Raw genomic sequence first — 18,207 nt, 5'->3', positions numbered from 1 at the left:
GCACCCCCTACCGTCGCACAAGGTCGCGTTTCCGCAACCCTCCCCTTCCATCAGTCCATTCCACCGCCCGGCGACCATCGCCGGCACGCCGCATATCTCCCGGAATTCCCGTCTTCGGGCTGCCCGGCATCATCCGTGGCACAGCGTTTGCCATAGCAAGGGCATGGACAGCCAAACCACTCCGTGCACCGTGGCCGTGACCGTCTGGGGACAGCGGGTTTCGCCGGTGTTCGATTCCGCCCGGACCCTGCTGCTCGCCGAGACCGCCGGCCCAACCATTGTCGGAACGACCCGGCTGGCCTTCGATCCCGAACGGCCGCTGGAGTTGCTGCGCACCTTACAGGAGCGGCGAGTGGGGGTGGTCATCTGCGGCGCGGTCTCGGAACAGCCGGCGGCCCTGCTCGAATCGGCGGGCATCGAATTGATTCCCTTTGTCGCCGGCAACGTCCACCGGGTCCTCAAGACCTTTCTCCGCAATCGCCTGGCCGGCCCGGCGTGCAGGATGCCGGGCTGCGGCCGGGGCATCTGCTGTCGGGGCAAGATCCGCCAGGGCCGGGAAATCGGGGCCAGGAAAGCGGAATGGGCGGCAGCGGCACCAACCGCCACAGAGAGACAACCGGAACCGGCGACCGGCGGTGCGCGCTTGCAGTACCGTCAGGAGAGGGCCGCGACCAAGCAGGACGCGGTGCAAGTTCCAAGCACACGGCAGGAGGAATAGACATGCCGAACAGAGACGGAAAGGGTCCGCTGGGGACCGGCCCGATGGGCAGAAGAGCAGGCTGGTGCCGGTGGCACGCCGGCAATACTACGGTCGAAACGGAGCAGGCGGAACAGTTCGCCGGCCCGCGCCGGGGCCGGCTGGAGCAGCAGGGACGCGGCACGACCGGAAGACGGGGCAACTGTCGCGGCAATGGCATGGGCCGGGGCGGCCGGGGATGAACCGGGCCATGCCGACGGACACCACAGCCACCGAGGGGAAAAACATGACCATCGTCATTGCCACGGTTGATGCCGACAGCATCCACGCCCTGATCACCCGCCTGCGGTGCGAACCGGGCGTGGCCCTGCACCAGGCCGCCAGCGGCAGCGCGGCGCTGACGCTGGTCAAAGGCACGAATCCGGACCTGGTCATTGCCGGCGAGCAACTCGAAGATATGAGCGGCCTCGATTTCATCAAGCGCCTGGTCGCAATCGCCCCCCTGGCCAACACCGCCCTTGTCGGCTCGCTGCCGGCCGAGGACTTCCACGAGGTCACCGAGGGGCTGGGCGTTTTGATGCAACTGCCGCCCGCACCGGACGGCGCCGACGCCGAGGCCCTCTTGTCGGTCCTGGCCAGAATCAGGGGCCTGCTGGCCGCGCCGGCACCGGCGGCATCATGATCATCAGCATCGCCAGCGGCAAGGGCGGCACCGGCAAGACCACGGTGGCCACCAATCTGGCCGCCGCTCTGAACGGCCGGGCCGAACTGCTCGACTGCGATGTCGAGGAGCCTAATGCCCACCTGTTTCTGCACCCGGTCATTGCGCGGGAGGAGACGGTCGCCATTCCGGTGCCTCTGGTGGACGAAAGCCGCTGCACCCTGTGCAAAAAATGTGCGGCCATCTGCCGGTTCAACGCCCTGGCGGTGGTGGGCAGGCAGGTGCTGATTTTTCCCGAACTCTGCCACGGCTGCGGCGGCTGCCTGCTGGTCTGCCCCGAAGACGCGATCACCGAGACCGGCCGCGAAGTGGGCGCCGTCCGGCTCGGCCGCAGCGGTGCCGTCGGCTTCATCGACGGCCGCCTGCGGGTGGGCGAGGCCATGTCGCCGCCGCTGATCAAACGGGTCCGGGCTGCCGCCGATCCGGAGCGGATCACCCTGATCGACGCCCCGCCGGGCACCTCCTGCCCGGTGATCGCCGCCATGCACGGCGCCGACTTCGTGGTGCTCGTCACCGAGCCCACCCCGTTCGGGCTGCACGACCTCAAGCTGGCGGTGGAGGCGGTCCGGCTGCTCGGCATCCCCGCCGGCCTGGTGGTCAACCGGGCCGATCTCGGCGACGACGCTGTGTTTCGCTACGCCGAATCCGAGGGCCTGCCGCTGCTCCTGGCCATCCCCTTTGATCGGCACATCGCCGAGGCCTACTCCCGCGGCCAGCTGATCGTCGACGCCCTGCCCGACTGGCGGCAGCGGTTCGTCGAACTCTATCAACAGATTGACACCATTGTGTGCAGGAACACCACGACATGCGCGAACTCGTCATCGTCAGCGGCAAAGGCGGCACCGGCAAGACCAGCCTGACCGCGGCGTTCGCCTCCCTGGCCAAAAACAGCGTCCTGTGCGACGCCGATGTCGACGCCGCCGACCTGCATCTGCTGATGGCGCCGCAGGTCGTTCAGCGCGCCGACTTCATGGGCGGCAGCAAGGCCCTGATCAACCCCGATCTTTGCACCGGATGCGGCACCTGCCGCACGCTCTGCCGCTTCGACGCCATCAGCGAACGGTTCGCGGTGGATCCCATCCGGTGCGAAGGCTGTGGCGTCTGCGTCGATTTCTGCCCGGCCGCGGCCATCGATTTTCCCGTGCAGCGCTGCGGCGAGTGGTTCGTCTCCGCCACCCGCTTCGGCCCCATGGTCCATGCCCGGCTGGGCATCGCCGAGGAAAACTCGGGCAAGCTGGTCAGCCTGGTGCGCCGCCAGGCCCGGCAACTGGCCGAGGAGCAGGGGTATGACATCCTCATCACCGACGGCCCGCCGGGCATCGGCTGCCCGGTGATCGCCGCCATCGGCGGAGCCACGGCCCTGGCGGTCGTGGTCGAACCCACGGTCTCGGGCCGCCACGACCTGGAGCGGGTGCTCGATCTCGCCGCCCACTTCCGGGTGCCGGCCATGGTCTGCGTCAACAAGTACGATCTCAACCTCGACATGACCGAGGCCATCGAAGCCATGGCGACCCGGCGGAACGCCGCCCTGCTGGGGCGGGTGCCGTTCGACCCGGTCTTCACCCGGGCCATGGTGGCGGGCACGACCCTGTTCGAGTTCGGCGAGACAACCCCGGCCCATCGGTGCGTCCGGGACATCTGGGACACCCTGGCCGCATCGCCGGCCATGAACGCCTTGGGCATCGTCGATCTCAAGGCGGTCCCCCATCTCAACAAAGCATAATGCAACAGGAGTAATCTATGGTTCGATTGGCAATCCCCTCCGAGGGGCAAGGCGGGCTGGACGGCATGCGGGCCGGCCATTTCGGTCACTGCGACGTGTTCACCTGCATCGATGTGGACAACGGCCAGATCAGGCAGGTCTCCATCCTGCCCAACAAAGAGCATGTCCAGGGCGGCTGCATGGTGCCGGTGGCCCTGCTGGCCGAGGCCGGGGTCAACGCCCTGGTGGTCGGCGGCATCGGCATGCGGCCCCTGATGGGATTCAAACAGGCGGGCATCGAGGTCTATCACGACGGCGTCCGCCCGGAGATCCGGCCGGTGGTCGAGGATTTCATCGCCGGCACCCTGCCGAAAATAGCGGACGATCAGGTCTGCGGCGGCGGGCACTGACCCAAAAGACCAGGAGACGACACCATGAAAGTAGCCGTGACAGCCAAGGGCGCGCTGCTGGACAGCGAGGTCGATCCCCGCTTCGGCCGGGCCCCGTACATTCTGATTGTCGATACCGACACCATGGCCGTGGAGGCGGTGGACAACAGCAGCAACGTCAATGCCTTCAAGGGCGCGGGCATTCAGGCCGCGGCCATGGTCAGCGACAAGGGCGCCCAGGTGCTGATGACCGGCTACTGCGGCCCCAAGGCCTTTGCCACCCTGGCGGCGGGCGGTGTCAAGGTGGTCAGCGACGTGGGCGGCAAGGTGCGGGAGGCGGTGGCCGCCCTCAAGGCCGGTACGGTCACCTATGCCAGCGCTCCCAACAAGGAGGCCCATTGGTAACCTGACCGGTATCGAACCGGGGGGAGACCGGGGCGGGCTTCCGCCCCGCTCCTCCCGGTTTGCCCTCCCTCCCTGCAGTGCCACCCGGCCGGACCGTCGTCGAAGAGCCCTGTCTTTTCAATGGTTCCGTCCTTCCTCCCGCGGGAAAAAAAGACCGGGCCGCCTTGACGCGCATCCTTTCGTTTTGATATACCATACCCAGTGGTTCCAATCCGCTTTTCCGTCTGCACGGCACGGGCCGGACAGAGGCCGGAGGGTGGGCATGGACGCGTGCCGCTGCTTCCTCCCCATCCGCCGAGGGAAAGCCCTTCTCTTCCCATTGCACAAGGAGGCCGTTGTGAAAAAAATCGTCAACACCCTGGTTTGCACCCTGCTGCTGACACTGCTCGCCGCCCCCGGTTTTGCCGAGACAACGCCCGAGCAACTGGCCGCGGAATCCGAGGCGTACGTCAAGACAACCGCCAAGGAGACCCCGACCGTTCCGGAGACCATTGTCGCCAAGGTCGACGAAGCCTGTGCCCTGCTGACCAAAGAGGGACCGGCCGCCTTCCCCAAATTCAAGGGCAAGGGCAGCCCCTTCCTGTTCGAGGGAACCTACATCTGGATCCACAGCCTCAAGGAAACCAGGATGCTCATGCATCCGATCAAATACAAGATGGAAGGCAATGAGCTGATCGGGCTCAAGGACGAGAAAGGCAAACGCTTCTTCGTGGCCATGAACAACGTGGCCAATGAAACCGGCCAAGGCTGGGTCGAATATTATTGGCCGGTCCCCGGCACCAAGGACATCGTCCGCAAGGTTTCCTACGTCAAGAAATGCACCATGACCGACGGCGTCGACGTGGTGATCGGCTGCGGCATCTACAATGGCGACCAGGCGGCCATGGCGAAACTCGACATCAAGTGAACGAGGAGTGAACTTTTCGCCCCGGTGCCCGCCCAGTCGGCTCCGGGGCTTTTTTTGTGCTGCGGCACGATGTGGTCAGGTCGGCTGTTTTTCCCGCGGATTCAAGGGAGCAGCAATCCCATGGATTCGCATAATCTCTTCGAACGGAATATGCCCATGGCCTTCTCTCTTTTCGCTTCCAGTCTCAAGGCCAGGCTCTACGGCCTGGTGCTCTTCACCATCGTGATCATTCTGCTCCTGGTGGCAACCGGGATTCACTATTACGGCAACATCAACCGGGCCAACACCACCAAGGCCGATTTCAACCGGCTGATCACCCTCATGCAGGATGCCCGGATCGCCGAAAAAACCTACCTCCAGTTTTTCGCCACCGAGGTCAAGGGACAGTTCGAGCAACTGACCGTCGACAGCGGCACGGCCATCGACGCGACTTCCCGGACGAACAGCGGCCGGGACATCGCCGACCAGTTGGCCGCCGCCAAGGATATGGTCGGCCGGTACCAGCAGGTCTTCACCGAGGTGGTCAGGACCCATGGCCAGCAGGAGCAGCTCAAGCAGACCATGGCCCAAACCCTGCTCCAGGCGCTGCAATCGCTCGACGAGATCCAAAAGGATCTCGAGGCGCGCCAAGCCGAGCTGCAGATGGAGGGGTCCGATCTGAGCGCGGTCGAGAACGAAATGCTCAACATCGTCCGGGACTGCAAGATCGGTTTTCTCCAACTGCAAAGCCTGCAATTCCAGTTTCTCCTGTCCGGCGACACCGCGTTGATCGCCACGTTCACGCAGCTCACCGACGCCATCGTCAAGAACAGCATCCCGGCCCTGCAGGAAACCTCGGTCGCCCTCCAGAACAAACAGTTCATCGAGCAGGCCAAGGGCATCAAGGGCACGGTGCAGACCTTCCTCAAGCTCATGGAGGAATCCCAGACCCTCGGCGTCAAGGAGCGGGAAACGACCAAACAGCTCGACGAGGCCGGCAAGAAGGCCATTGAGCCGGTGGAGGCCACGGTGCGCCTGACCAACGCCGTTATCGCGCAGCAGACCAGGTCGGCGGTGACGACCATCGCCATCATCGTGGCTCTCGGCATCGCCGTCTTTCTCGGCCTGTCCACCTTCCTGGTCGGCGCCATCACCAAACCGCTGCATCAGGTGGTGGCCGGCCTCAAGGACATCGCCGAGGGCGAAGGGGACCTGACCCATCGGCTCGAAGTCAGATCGCGGGACGAGATGGGCGAGTTGGCCCGATGGTTCAACGTCTTCATCGAGAAAATCCAGGTGGTGATCCGGGACGTGTCCCAGAACGCGGGCCTGCTCCAGACCGCTTCCGGCCAGTTGCTGGACATTGCCAAGCAGATGTCCACCAGTGCCGGCCAGACCTCAGGCAAGGCCAACACCGTTGCCGCCGCGGGCGAGCAAATGAGCGCCAACATGGGGACCATGGCCGCGGTCATGGGCGAGGCCTCCAGCAACGTCACCACGGTGGCCGCCGCCGTCGAGGAGATGACCGCCACCATCACCCAAATTGCCGACAACGCCGAAAAGGCCAACGAAATCACTTCCGGGGCCGTGCAGCAGACCGAAAAGGCCTCGGTCCAGATCAGCGAACTGGGCGAGTCGGCCAAGGATATCGGCAAGGTCATCGAGACGATCACCGACATCTCCGAGCAGGTCAACCTGCTTGCCTTGAACGCCACCATCGAGGCGGCCAGGGCCGGCGAGGCGGGCAAGGGGTTTGCGGTGGTGGCCAACGAAATCAAGGAATTGGCGCGGCAGACCGCTTCCGCGACCAACGAGATCAAGGAACGGGTCGAAGGCATTCAGCAGTCGACCACGGGCACGGTGGCCGAGATCGCCGCCATCACCAAGGTGGTGGACGAGGTCAACCAGATCGTCGGCGTCATCGCCGGGGCCGTCGACGAACAGTCGGCAGCGACCAAGGAAATCGCCAGCAACATCGGCCAGGCATCGGCAGGCATCAGCGAAGTCAGCGAGAACGTCTCCCAGGGATCGGTGGTGTCTTCCCAAATCGCCCAGGAAATCAGCGAAGTCAAAGATGCGGCCGCCCACATGACCAGAAACAGCACCGAGGTCGACCAGAGCGCCACCGCGCTCTCGCGGCTGGCCGGTGAACTGAACGCCATGGTCGGCCGTTTCAAGGTCTGACAGGCGCGCTTCCAGCGAAAACGTCCCGCTCAAGGGGGCGGTGGACAGCGCCGGGAGCACCGGGGGCGGTGCAAGGCCAGGCGCCATGCCCCGTTCCCGGAATGTTTTTTGTGTTTTTGCAGCCAATCGTTGTGATGTCTGTCCGTTGCGAGGAGCCGGCCGTGCTCATTGTCGGCTTGCGCAACGATACCGTCACGGCGGCATACCTCCTCGGACCGCCCTACCCCGCCAGGCGTCCCCACCGCACCGCCGGTACCGTTCATCGGTCGGTTCGGCTGCCCCGGAAATTCCGAGCAGCGCCGTCTTCCGGGTTTCTGTCGGGCCGCGTCATGCGGTCCGACAGAAACCTGTTCCTTCTGCCCCGTTTGTTTGATTTTCCGCCTCTGCCGGTTGTCCCCCCGGTTCCGTGGGCCGGTGCCTTTCCGCATCCGGCCATTGGACGCCTCCCGGATTCGCATGGCCGATGACGCCATGCCGCCGGAACGGCCCGCATGGCCGTTTGCAAACCGGACGGGCCGGAACGCTCCTTTCGGAAAGATTTCCTCGACAAATCCGGGAGCCTCTGCAACTATGTTTTGCAACGCCTAACTCATGCCGACAGCCGACCTTCAGGTGGTGTCAGTCATCATTCTGCCACGGAGTATCCGATGAGCGATCTTTCCCGTCCAGATTCCGACGAACCGACTTCTTTGGAACACCAACTCGCCGAGTTGAAGAAGGAAGTGGTGCGACTTCGAACGGATTACGACTACCTGAAGCAACTGCTCGAGTTGGCGCCCTTCGGGTATCAGTCCCTCGACGAGGACGGCTGCTTCATCCACGTCAACCAGACCTGGCTCGAGACGCTCGGACGAACCCGGGAGGAGGTCATCGGCAAGAACTTCGCCGAGTTCCTCCATCCGGACGGGCGGTCCTCCTTCCGCAAGGGGTTTCTCAAATACAAGGAATTGGGCGAGGTCAAGTCCGCCGAGTTCGAGATGATCCAGAAGGATGGCTCCCTCGTGGCCGTCTCCTTTGACGGCAAAATCGGACGGGATGCCACCGGCCGCTTTCAACAAACCCACTGTTTTTTCCGCGATATCACCGATCAGAAGAAATCGGAGGGCTACCGGGAGATGGGCCGGGAAATCCTTCATATCCTCAGCGGCCTGGGCACCTTGCCCGCATCCATCCACCACATCCTCGACGTGCTGCAGCGCGGCACGGGGTTCGACGCGGTCGGCATCCGCCTGCAGGAAGGGGAGGATTTCCCGTTCTATGCCCACAAAGGCTTTGCCGACGCCTTTCTCGCGAAAGAAAATTCCCTGCTCGAGTACGCCGAGTCCGGAATCATCTGCCGGGATAAGGAGGGCAAGGCCCGGCTGGCGTGTGCGTGCGGCCTGGTCCTGTCCGGCCGGACCGACCCCGCGAGCCCCTTTTGCACGCAAGGCGGCAGTTATTGGGTCAACGACTCCCGGTGCCTCCTGGATCTCCCCCCAGAACACGATCTCAGATTGCATCCGCGCAACCAATGCGTGTACAGCGGGTATGCGTCCTTTGCCCTGATCCCCATCCGGGTCAAGGAACAAATCGTCGGCCTCATCCATTGCAGCAACACACAGAAGGGATGCTTCTCGCTGAACTCGCTCGGGCTCCTCGAGGGGATCGCGTCGCATATCGGCGAGGCGCTGCTGCGGAAGCAGGCCGAATCGGCACTCCTGGAGGAACGAAGGCGGCTGACCGACATCATTGAATTTCTTCCCGACGCCACCTTTGCCATCGACCGGGAGGGGCGGATCATCATCTGGAACAAGGCCATCGAGAAGATGACCGGTCTGTCGGCGACGGAGATGGTGGGCAAAGGGAACTATGCCTACACCGTCCCCTTTTACGGCGAGGCCCGGCCGCAGCTCATCGACCTGATTCTCGAAGACAGCGAGGAAGTCGCCGCGCTGTATCCGCACATCCTGCGGCACGGGGAGACGCTGACAACGGAGGTCTTCTGCAGGGCCCTGTACAACGGCAACAAGGGGGCCTGGGTCTTTGCCAAGGCCTCTCCCCTCCACGATCAATCGGGCAAGATCATTGGCGCCATTGAAAGCATCCGGGATATCACCGACAAAAAATTCACGGAGGAAAAGCTCAAAAAAAGCGTGGCCTGGTTCAAGGCGCTGTTCAACGCCACCTCCGATTCGGTCATCCTGGTCAAATCCGACGGGACCATCCTCGACCTGAACGAAAACGCGGCGCGGCGGCGCACGCTGTGTGCCGACGGGATGCGGGGCCAGAACCTGTTCGATTACCTCCCCTCGGACGCGGCCGGCATGCGCCGGCAGGCCATCGACCAGGTCCTGTACGAAAGAAGGCTGGTTGAATACGACGAGAACCGCGAGCAGAAACATTACCGCATCCGGCTGTATCCCATCCTGAACAACCAGGGCAAGGTCATCCAGGTCGCCAGTTTTTCGAGGGACATCACCGAAAACAGGAAGGCCGAGGAGGAGAAGAAAAAATTACAGGCGCAGTTGATCCAATCCCAGAAAATGGAGGCCATCGGCACGTTGGCCGGGGGAATCGCGCACGATTTCAACAATATCCTCGGTGCGATCCTCGGCTACACGGAGATGGCGCTGGATCTCGTTCCCCGCCATGTGCTCGCGTTCAAGCATCTTGAACGCATCCAGGAAGCGGGGGAGAGGGCCAGCGCGCTGGTGAAGCAGATTCTCGCCTTCAGCCGGCAGGCCGACGCCAAACGCATTTCGGTGCTCCCCGGCCTCGTGGTCGACGAGGCGGTCAAGCTGCTGCGGCCGTCGCTCCCGTCGACGATTTCGATCGAACTGGACCCGAGTTCCGCCGCCTGGCCCGTCTTTGCCGATCCGACCCAACTGCACCAGGTCCTGATCAACCTCTGCACCAATGCCTTTCACGCCATGGAGCACACGGGCGGTGTCCTCGGGATCGCCCTCGCAAACCGCGAGCTGTCCAAAAACGACCTGCAGCATCGGCCGGAAATCCAGCCGGGAAAATTCGTGGAACTTGCCGTGAGCGATACCGGCAACGGTATTCCCCCGGAAATACTGGAGAAAATTTTCGCCCCCTACTTCACCACCAAGGAAGTCGGCAAGGGGACCGGCATGGGGCTCGCCATCGTCCACGGCATCGTCACCAGTCACCACGGTTTCATAACGTGCGACAGCGAGATCGGCAGGGGGACCGTGTTCCGGATCTATTTCCCGGTCGCCGAGCAGGCGACGACCTATGGTTTGGAGTACATCGAGACAGCCCCTGCCGGCACCGAGCGCATTCTGTTCGTCGACGACGAAGAAATGCTGGTCGAACTGGGGGTGCTCATGCTGGAACGGCTCGGCTACAAGGTGACGGGACGCACCAACGGTTTGGATGCGCTGGTGACCTTTCAGAACCAGCCGGATTTTTTCGACGCAGTGATCACCGACCACACCATGTCGGGAATGACGGGAAGCGAGCTCGCCCTCAGGATCCTGCAGATACGGCCCGATGTGCCCATCATCCTCTGCACGGGCTACAGCAACCTGATTTCGGAAGAAAAGGCGCGGTTGTTGGGCATAAAAGGATTTGCAATGAAGCCGCTGATCAAGAAAGAAATCGCCTCGCTCCTCAGGAAACTGCTCGACGAGGCCCGGTAGGCCGGCGTGCCGTCGCCCGCCGTTCCTGCTCCCGTCATCCCCCCTCGGCGGCCAAACGGGCCTTCAGGTTGGTCAGCCTTCGACGGACGTTGCGATTTCTGACGGCCATGGCCAGGGCCTTCGGCTGGCCGATGATGGTCACCAGTTTCCTGCCCCGGGTCACGGCGGTATAGAGCAGGTTCCGCTCCAGCAGCAGGTAGTGCTGCATCGCCAGGGGAATGACCACGGCGGGGTATTCCGACCCCTGGCTCTTGTGGATGGTGGTGGCATAGGCCAGCGCCACCTCGTCCAGTTCGCCGAATTCGTATTCAACCGTTCTGCCGTCGTACTCGGCCCTCAGCAGGTTCTCTTCGGGGTCGATCTCCACAATCCGGCCGATATCGCCGTTGAAGACCTCCTTGGTATAGTTGTTCACGGTCTGGATGATCTTGTCGCCCGGCGAATAGGTGGTGCCGAAGCGGGTCACCCGCGGCTCGCCGTTGCCGTTCAGGACCTTCTGCAACTCGGCGTTCAGGGCGTGCGCCCCCAGGCCGCCCCGGTTCATGGGGGTGAGCACCTGCACGTCCCGCACCGGGTGCAGCCCGAACCGCTTCGGGATGCGCTCGGCAACCACCTGCAGCAGTTTGGCGTGGATCTCCTCCGGGGTTGCCGCCGCGACGAAGTAGAAGTCGGACAGCCCCTCGGTTTTGTTGTTGAGCGGCATCTCGCCGCGGTTGATCCGGTGGGCGTTGACGACGATCTGCGAGGTGGCCGCCTGGCGGAAGATCTCGGTCAGCCGCACGGTCGGCACCGCGCCGGAGGCCATGAGATCGGCCAGCACCGCGCCGGGACCGACCGACGGCAACTGGTCCACGTCGCCCACCAGCACGAGCGCGGCCCGGTCCGGCACCGCCGCCAGCAGCTTGTTCATCAGCACCACATCCACCATGGACGACTCGTCGATGACGAGCAGGTCGGCGTCGAGCGGGTGCTCCCTGTTCCGCTTGAAGCCGAAGCTTTGCGGATCGAATTCCAGCAGACGGTGGATGGTCTTGGCTTCCCGGCCGGTGGTCTCGCTCATCCGCTTGGCCGCGCGGCCGGTCGGCGCGGCCAGCAGGATGCCGAGTTGCTTGGCGGCCAGGATATTGAGGATGCCGTTGACCAGCGTCGTCTTGCCGGTCCCCGGCCCGCCGGTGATGATGAGCGCCTTGCTGGCAAGGGCGAGCCGCACGGCATCCTTCTGCGACGGCGACAGGCTCAGGCCCGTCTGTTCCTCCACCCAGGGGAGCGCCTTGTCGGCATCGATCCGGCCCCAAGGCGGCGGCCCGCCCAGAATCCGCCCGATGCCGCTCGCCACGCCGACCTCGGCCCGGTGCAGCGGCGTCAGGAACAGGCAGGAAACGCCGTCGATCTCTTCCATCACCAGGTTTTCCTGGCGTACCTCCTCCCGGATGGCCTCTGCCAGGGTTTCGCCGGCGATGGCCAGGAGTTCGACCGACTTTTTGACCAGGACCTCGTGGGGCGCGGCGCAATGGCCGTCGGCGGACAATTCCTGCAGGACGTGGCGCACGCCGGCCTGGACGCGAATCAATGAATCGGGAGCGATGCCGAGCCGGCCGGCGATGATGTCGGCGGTTTTGAAGCCGATGCCGTGGATGTCGAGGGCCAGCCGGTAGGGATTCTCCATGACCTTGGCCACGGCCTCGTCGCCGTAGACCTTGTAGATCCTGACCGCGCGGCCGGTGCCCACGCCATGGGAATGGAGGAAAACCATGATCTCCCGGATCGCCCTCTGCTCGGCCCAGGCGGCAATGATCCTGTCCGTCCGTTTCCTGCCGATGCCCGGAAGGGTCAGCAGGCGTTCCGGCGTCTCCTCGATCACGGTGAACACGTCGACGCCGAAGGCCTTGACCAGGATTTTGGCGTAATGGGGGCCGATTCCCTTGACCATGCCTGAACCCAGGTACTTCTCGATACCTTCCAGGGTGGTCGGGGGAACGGTTCGCAACTGCGAGGCCTTGAACTGCACGCCGTGGGTCCTGTCGTTCTGCCAGATGCCCACGCACTCGACGAACTCGCCCGGCGTGATGGCCGCCGCGCTGCCGACCACCGTGACTAGGTCGCGCTTGCCCTTGACCTTGATCCGGAGCACGCAGAAACCGGACTCCTCGCTGTGGAAGGTGACCCGCTCGACCGAACCGGCGATGCGCTCAACAGGGGTGTCCGTGCTGGGAGGCTGATCGTGCATTGTTCCGAACCAGGGTTGTTTCAGGAATGGTGAGGGAAAGACGCCCGCGCCCACTCATGGATGCCGGTCGTCACCGCATGGCATTGTATCGGTATTTTGCCCGTTCCGCACCCCTGCAGGTACAGGAAATGGCTGAAAGCAGTTTGCAAGAAGGTTGCTTGTTGCCATCCGGCATAGCGCAGGCTGCTCGACTCCTGGCCCCATTCATCAGAATCCCAAAAATCACAACTCAGCTTGAACTAACGAAAATCGCAGGACTATTTCATTGACCGAGTATCGCGCTCCTCTGTATCCTCAAATCAACAAATCCGGCCAAGTCAGTTGTCTAAAACGGAAGGTGGCCTCATTCTGCCAATAGAATCAATCCGCTGGTCGTTTTTTTTTTGGGGGGGGGTGACGGCGGGGCGTTCCGGGGCCGGCCACGTTAACCAAGGTCGGGCTATTGAAAGGCCGATGGCAGGCGCCGGGAATGGGTATGCGGTTTGCCCGGCCTTCGCGCCCGTGCCCGCGAGGCGCTTTTGTTGCAGGGTTTTGCCATTTTAACCGATCAGGGGGCAATCATGACAACGCCGTTTCGTTACCGTGGCTACCAGTGGGCGCAATGGGGGGATTTGAACGCCTTCTTCGGTCTCATCCTCGACAACATCAGCAACCTGGTGATCCTCACCAGCATCCTTGCCGGTGTCTTCGCCTATCCGCTCGACAGTATCTTCACGTTGATGATTCCCGGCACCGCGCTGGGGGTGCTGGTTGGCGATGTCGCCTACACCTGGCTCGCGTTCCGTCTGGCAAAGCGGACGGGGCGCACCGATGTCACGGCGATGCCGCTGGGGCTGGACACGCCGTCTTCCATCGGCATCACTTCCGCCGTCATCGGCCCGGTCTTTCTCGAAACCAAAGACCCTGTGGCAGCCTGGCAGGTGGGTATGGCCACGCTGATGATTATCGGGGTGCTCAAGCTGGCGCTCTCTTTTTGCGGCGAATGGGTGCGGCGGCACATCCCGCAGGCGGGGCTTCTGGGCTCGCTCGCCGGCATCGGCGTCACGCTGCTCGCCTTCTTTCCCTTGATGAAGATCTTCTCCGCGCCGGTCGCGGGGGTCGCTTCCCTGGGGGTCATCTTCTATGCCTTCCTGGCCCGGCGGCGGCTGCCGCTGGGAATGCCGGGGGCGCTCGGGGCGGTGCTGCTCGGCTGCGCGCTTTACTACGGCTCCGTTGCCTTTGGGCTCTTCGGCCTCGCGAACGCTGCCATGCCCTCTTTCGCACTCCATCCCGCCGCCCCTGTGCCGACCCTGGAGTTCGTGCACGGCCTGGGCATCGCCTTCACCTATCTGCCCATCGCCTTCCCCTTCGCGCTGGTCACCATCCTGGGCGGCATCAACAACACCGAGAGCGCCCGCGTCGCCGGCGACGAATACAGGACGCGCGACATCCTCCTGACCGAAGCGCTGTCCACCATGGTCGCCGCTCTTTGCGGCGGCGTGGCGCAGACCACCCCCTACATCGGCCATCCTGCTTACAAGGCAATGGGTGGACGGGCCGCCTATACGCTGGCGACCGGCCTTTTCATCGGCATCGGCGGCGTGCTCGGCATCTTCCAGTTCGTGATCGAGGCGATCCCGGAGGCGGTCATCACTCCCGTCCTCCTGTTCGTCGGTATCGAGATCGTGGCGCAGGCTTTTGTCGAGTCCCCGCGCCGCCACGCTCAGGCCGTGGTCTTCGCCATGATCCCGTCCATCAGCTATCTGGCACTGACCAACGCCGAAAGCCTGATCGAGAAATTGGGCGTCGCTGCCACGCCCGTCTCGGTCACTGGCGAACTTGAAGTGCTTGGCCTGGTGGGGCATGGTTTCATCCTCACCGCCATCCTCTGGGGCGGGTTGCTGGCCGACCTGATCGACGGCAAGACCCGCAGCGCCGCCGTTTATGCCGCGCTCTGCGCCGTTTGCACGCTGTTTGGCCTCATTCATTCGGCGGCGCCGGCCGGTGGCATCTACCTTCCCTGGCATTTCTCGACCGATCTGTCACAGCAGGTGGCACTAGGTTATCTGATAGTTTCGGCGCTGCTCTTTATTGCTCCGTCAAATCCGTCAACGCCGACAACTTCATCGGCGCCGGCAAGTGGGGAGACGCGCGCGACATGAACTCGCCGAAGGTGAGAGATGCCGCGCTGCCGACCACCGTGACCAGACCGCGCTTGCCCGTGACCTTGATCCGGAGCACGCAGAAGCCGGACTCCTCGCTGTGGAAGGTGACCCGCTCGACCGAACCGGTGATGCGCTCAACAGGAATACCCGTGCCGGAAGGCTGACCGTGCATTGTTCCGAACCAGGGTTGTTTCAGGAATGGCGAAGGAAAGGCGACCGCGGCCACTCATGGGCGCCGGACGTCACAGCATGGCATTGTAAAATGGTCCCAAACCGCTTGCAAGGAAGCTGCGTGTGCCCATTCAGCAGAATTAAGCGACCACACAAACATTCAAGAATCATAACACAGCTCGAACTACTGAAAATCGTGAGACTATTTCCTTGACCGGGCATTGCGCTTCTTTGTATCATTAAACCAATAATCCGGCTAGTTACCCGAAGTAAAAAATTGGCCTAATTTTACTGTTAACCATTTAAAGATTAAAATGAAAATCGGCACTATATCCAACTGGAACGAAGAAAAAGGGTACGGATTTATTACGCCAAAGGATGGTGATAAAGATATATTCTTACACATCAACGACTATAGCAGAATACACAAAAAGCCAATTAAAGGACTAGAAGTCAATTATATATTAAACACAGATACAAAGGGCCGAAAATGTGCTACTGAAGTATTTCCTTTGCGTGGTCATAAAAATAATGATCGCGAAATCAGACAAAAAATATTTTCTATATTTGTTTTCATTTCTTTTGGATGTGTAATTTACTTTCTTCATAGTCATAACTACATTCCAAACATTATCGTTGGAATTTATTCTACACTTAGCATTCTAGCTTTCCTAATGTATGCTAAAGACAAAAACGCGGCAGAATTGGGCACATGGAGAACCCAGGAGAACACCTTGCACACAATAGCTCTGTTGGGTGGTTGGCCCGGTGCGGCGATCGCTCAAAGTTTTTTGAGACATAAATCTAAAAAATTATCATTCAGAATAATTTACTGGATTACAGTAATTTTAAATTGTGCAGGATTATACTGGCTGATTACTCCTCAAGGAAGTTTATGGCTGAAAATCATACTAAGAAATATAAATTTTGGTTAACAAGTCGTTTCAGACTGAACTCCACGTTAGAAATAGTTCAATAAAAAAAGCCCTTATGGAAAGAATCCATAAGGGCTTGTGTGTTTTTTTGGTAGCGGGGAAAGGATTTGAACCTTTGACCTTCGGGTTATGAGCACAATAGCCACAGATTAAAGAAGTGTTTAACCTAGCTTCATAAAACTTAATGTAGCATAAATACAGCATGTTGCAAACTTCAACCAAGAGTGTATAATCTTCTCTAGTTTAATAAATTTTAATCTTTTTTAGCCATTAGGGTAGGAATAGGGTAGGAAAAATTTTTAAAATTTTATCATTATAAAAGTGAGTTAAATCAGGTTAAAGTTCACAAGAGGCAGGGTCATGGCAACCAAATATATCCGCGCATATCAGAATAAATTTGAGGGAGTGTACTACTACGAAAGTCAAACTAGGTTATTCCAGGGCAAGCCAGACAAATGCTTTGTTGTGACCTTCAAAGTCTCCGGCCGGAAGATCTGGGAAAAAATCGGTTGGAAAAGCCAAGGGATTACCCCCCAGATTGCCAACGAGAAACGGAACCAATTCGTACAGGAAATACAACTGGGTTCTCCCATCATTACAGCAGCAATGCGGAAAGAAGAGGCCTTCAAGCGAAATCGCTATATTGAGGAGATTGCCCAGATTTATTTTGAAAAGAACAAAGACCGACTTAAGGGCTACAAAACCGACTTAAACCGATACGAAAAACATCTCAAGACACTTTTTGGCAAAAGACAGGTCTCAACCCTCACCACGCTCGACATTGCTGATTTAATAAACAGCATGAACGGCAAAGCAGACGGCACGATATGGAATGTTGTCGAACTGCTTCGCCGTCTTATTAATTTTGGCTCCAAAGCAGACTTGTGCCCCCCTCTGTCTTTCACTATCAATATGCCTGAGAGAAACAATGAAGTAGTGGAGTATTTAACGCCTGAAGAAGTGAAAAGGTTTTTTTCCACTATGAGACATTGGCACAACCAAGAAGCTTGCCGCATGTTAAAGTTGGCGTATTTCACGGCAATGCGAAGAGGTGAAATTTTTAAACTTCAAGACGCTGATCTTGATTTTCATTTTAATCTTATAAGGTTACGTGATCCTAAAGGCAAAAAAACAACCTCTATCCCCATGAATCCCATAGCCAAAGAGATTATTGAGGAACAAATAGCTTGGCGAGATAACAAACACCCTGGATCAACATATTTATTTCCAGGCACTAAAGGAGGTAAACGGACTGATTGCAGCGCGATTGATCCTATCAAGAAAACCGCTCAGTTACCGCCTGAATTTCGCATTTTTCACAGCCTCCGCCACCACTATGCTGTAACGCTTGCTAATTCAGGAAAATACACATTGGATATGATCGGGGAACTTTTAACCCATAAAAGCACCGCCATGACTAAACGATACGGGCATTTTCTTCCAGATACCATGCAAACTGCGGGTGAAATTGCAGCATCACTTTTAGCCAATGGGACAGAATGATGTCTGACAATATCAAAGAATTTATGCTACATAATCATAAAATATTTTATTCAATAATTATTAATTCCTACATGATATATCCTTACTCAAACGAATTAAGAATTGAATATATTCATAAAGCATTGGTATCAATTATTGGATCAGATTATGAATTTTGCAAAAAGAAAGGTATGAATCTAACAGATACTCACAAGTCTTTATCTATTTTTTTATCAAATGCAATACATATAACTGGTAATTGGAATTTGTTTTCAAAAAATATACTTAAAGTTAGAAAAGAAACCATTGAAGATGAATTTTACATACGATCAGCACACGGTCTAATAGCAGGAGAAATACTTCAACATTCAATTGAAAACAAGAAAAGTCTAAATAAATCTATTAGAGAATTGGTTAGGATTAATAGTGAAAACAAAGACATGGAAGAGACAAAAAATTACAAGCAATCTGACTTTAAAATAACTTAGTGATTATCTATAAATAACTATGACCTTGTTCAGGACAATCATGGCGGCTGCCAATGTGTTGAGTGCAATGTACGAGAGATCTGTCTTCTCGTATCGTGGTATCAATTTGCGAAACCGGTTGAACCATGAATG

At 59.3% G+C, this 18,207-nt stretch carries 15 protein-coding genes and 2 pseudogenes; 14 read left to right on the top strand and 3 right to left on the bottom strand.

Annotated elements, in window-relative coordinates; translation table 11 throughout:
* Positions 1–163 precede the first annotated feature (163 nt).
* From Q362_RS22385 to Q362_RS22375, 10 genes are all read left to right on the top strand, one after another.
* The gene (locus Q362_RS22385; RefSeq protein ID WP_051554357.1) at positions 164–718 is read left to right on the top strand and encodes a NifB/NifX family molybdenum-iron cluster-binding protein; all 555 of its coding nucleotides are present in this window, start codon (positions 164–166) and stop codon (positions 716–718) included.
* A 2-nt stretch (positions 719–720) separates the two neighbouring features.
* On the top strand, positions 721–939 hold the full coding sequence (locus tag Q362_RS23730) for a hypothetical protein (protein ID WP_211248505.1): 219 nt from the start codon (positions 721–723) through the stop codon (positions 937–939).
* An 8-nt stretch (positions 940–947) separates the two neighbouring features.
* Complete coding sequence (locus Q362_RS20895) at positions 948–1,379, top strand: response regulator (RefSeq protein WP_051554356.1); 432 nt, start codon at positions 948–950, stop codon at positions 1,377–1,379.
* Positions 1,376–2,278, top strand: a complete 903-nt coding sequence (locus Q362_RS20890; RefSeq protein WP_051554355.1) for an ATP-binding protein — start codon at positions 1,376–1,378, stop codon at positions 2,276–2,278. Before Q362_RS20895 ends, Q362_RS20890 begins: the two co-directional genes overlap by 4 nt.
* On the top strand, positions 2,224–3,141 hold the full coding sequence (locus tag Q362_RS0114290) for an ATP-binding protein (protein WP_028319238.1): 918 nt from the start codon (positions 2,224–2,226) through the stop codon (positions 3,139–3,141). Before Q362_RS20890 ends, Q362_RS0114290 begins: the two co-directional genes overlap by 55 nt.
* 17 nt (positions 3,142–3,158) lie before the next feature.
* A complete protein-coding gene (locus Q362_RS0114285; RefSeq protein ID WP_028319237.1) occupies positions 3,159–3,530 on the top strand; it encodes a NifB/NifX family molybdenum-iron cluster-binding protein in 372 nt (123 codons plus the stop codon).
* A 24-nt stretch (positions 3,531–3,554) separates the two neighbouring features.
* Positions 3,555–3,914 carry a NifB/NifX family molybdenum-iron cluster-binding protein gene (locus Q362_RS0114280; protein ID WP_028319236.1) on the top strand — a complete coding sequence of 120 codons (360 nt, stop codon included), beginning with the start codon at positions 3,555–3,557 and terminating at the stop codon, positions 3,912–3,914.
* Between the two features lie 337 nt (positions 3,915–4,251).
* On the top strand, positions 4,252–4,821 hold the full coding sequence (locus Q362_RS24115) for a cache domain-containing protein (protein WP_028319235.1): 570 nt from the start codon (positions 4,252–4,254) through the stop codon (positions 4,819–4,821).
* Between the two features lie 120 nt (positions 4,822–4,941).
* Complete coding sequence (locus Q362_RS22380; protein ID WP_051554354.1) at positions 4,942–6,984, top strand: methyl-accepting chemotaxis protein; 2,043 nt, start codon at positions 4,942–4,944, stop codon at positions 6,982–6,984.
* A 647-nt stretch (positions 6,985–7,631) separates the two neighbouring features.
* Positions 7,632–10,628 (top strand): PAS domain S-box protein, encoded by a 2,997-nt coding sequence (locus Q362_RS22375; protein WP_051554353.1) that lies wholly within the window; start codon positions 7,632–7,634, stop codon positions 10,626–10,628.
* 34 nt (positions 10,629–10,662) lie between these two features.
* On the opposite strand, the gene recD2 is transcribed toward Q362_RS22375, so the two are convergent.
* Positions 10,663–12,855, bottom strand: a complete 2,193-nt coding sequence (gene recD2, locus Q362_RS0114255; protein ID WP_028319233.1) for an SF1B family DNA helicase RecD2 — start codon at positions 12,853–12,855, stop codon at positions 10,663–10,665.
* A 560-nt stretch (positions 12,856–13,415) separates the two neighbouring features.
* Here recD2 and Q362_RS20875 point away from each other — a divergent pair.
* Positions 13,416–14,996: a hypothetical protein gene (locus Q362_RS20875; RefSeq protein WP_084312794.1), complete on the top strand. Its 1,581-nt coding sequence runs from the start codon at positions 13,416–13,418 to the stop codon at positions 14,994–14,996.
* On the opposite strand, the pseudogene Q362_RS25020 reads toward Q362_RS20875, so the two are convergent.
* Positions 14,992–15,171: pseudogene (locus Q362_RS25020) on the bottom strand (YrrC family ATP-dependent DNA helicase); the annotation flags it as partial. The gene Q362_RS20875 and the pseudogene Q362_RS25020 sit on opposite strands and share 5 nt — an antisense overlap.
* A gap of 313 nt (positions 15,172–15,484) precedes the next feature.
* On the opposite strand from Q362_RS25020, the gene Q362_RS22950 reads away from it, so the two are divergent.
* From Q362_RS22950 to Q362_RS23725, 3 genes are all read left to right on the top strand, one after another.
* Positions 15,485–16,105 carry a DUF1294 domain-containing protein gene (locus Q362_RS22950; RefSeq protein ID WP_084312784.1) on the top strand — a complete coding sequence of 207 codons (621 nt, stop codon included), beginning with the start codon at positions 15,485–15,487 and terminating at the stop codon, positions 16,103–16,105.
* Between the two features lie 360 nt (positions 16,106–16,465).
* A complete protein-coding gene (locus Q362_RS0114245) occupies positions 16,466–17,608 on the top strand; it encodes a tyrosine-type recombinase/integrase (protein WP_028319232.1) in 1,143 nt (380 codons plus the stop codon).
* Positions 17,605–18,075 (top strand): hypothetical protein, encoded by a 471-nt coding sequence (locus tag Q362_RS23725; RefSeq protein ID WP_157470167.1) that lies wholly within the window; start codon positions 17,605–17,607, stop codon positions 18,073–18,075. Before Q362_RS0114245 ends, Q362_RS23725 begins: the two co-directional genes overlap by 4 nt.
* Before the next feature lie 3 nt (positions 18,076–18,078).
* Here Q362_RS23725 and Q362_RS24875 read toward each other — a convergent pair.
* Positions 18,079–18,207: pseudogene (locus Q362_RS24875) on the bottom strand (IS5/IS1182 family transposase); the annotation flags it as partial.

Source organism: Desulfobulbus elongatus DSM 2908, assembly GCF_000621145.1.
GTDB classification, from domain to species: Bacteria; Desulfobacterota; Desulfobulbia; order Desulfobulbales; family Desulfobulbaceae; genus Desulfobulbus; species Desulfobulbus elongatus.
This window is presented reverse-complemented; position numbering and strand designations above follow the sequence as displayed.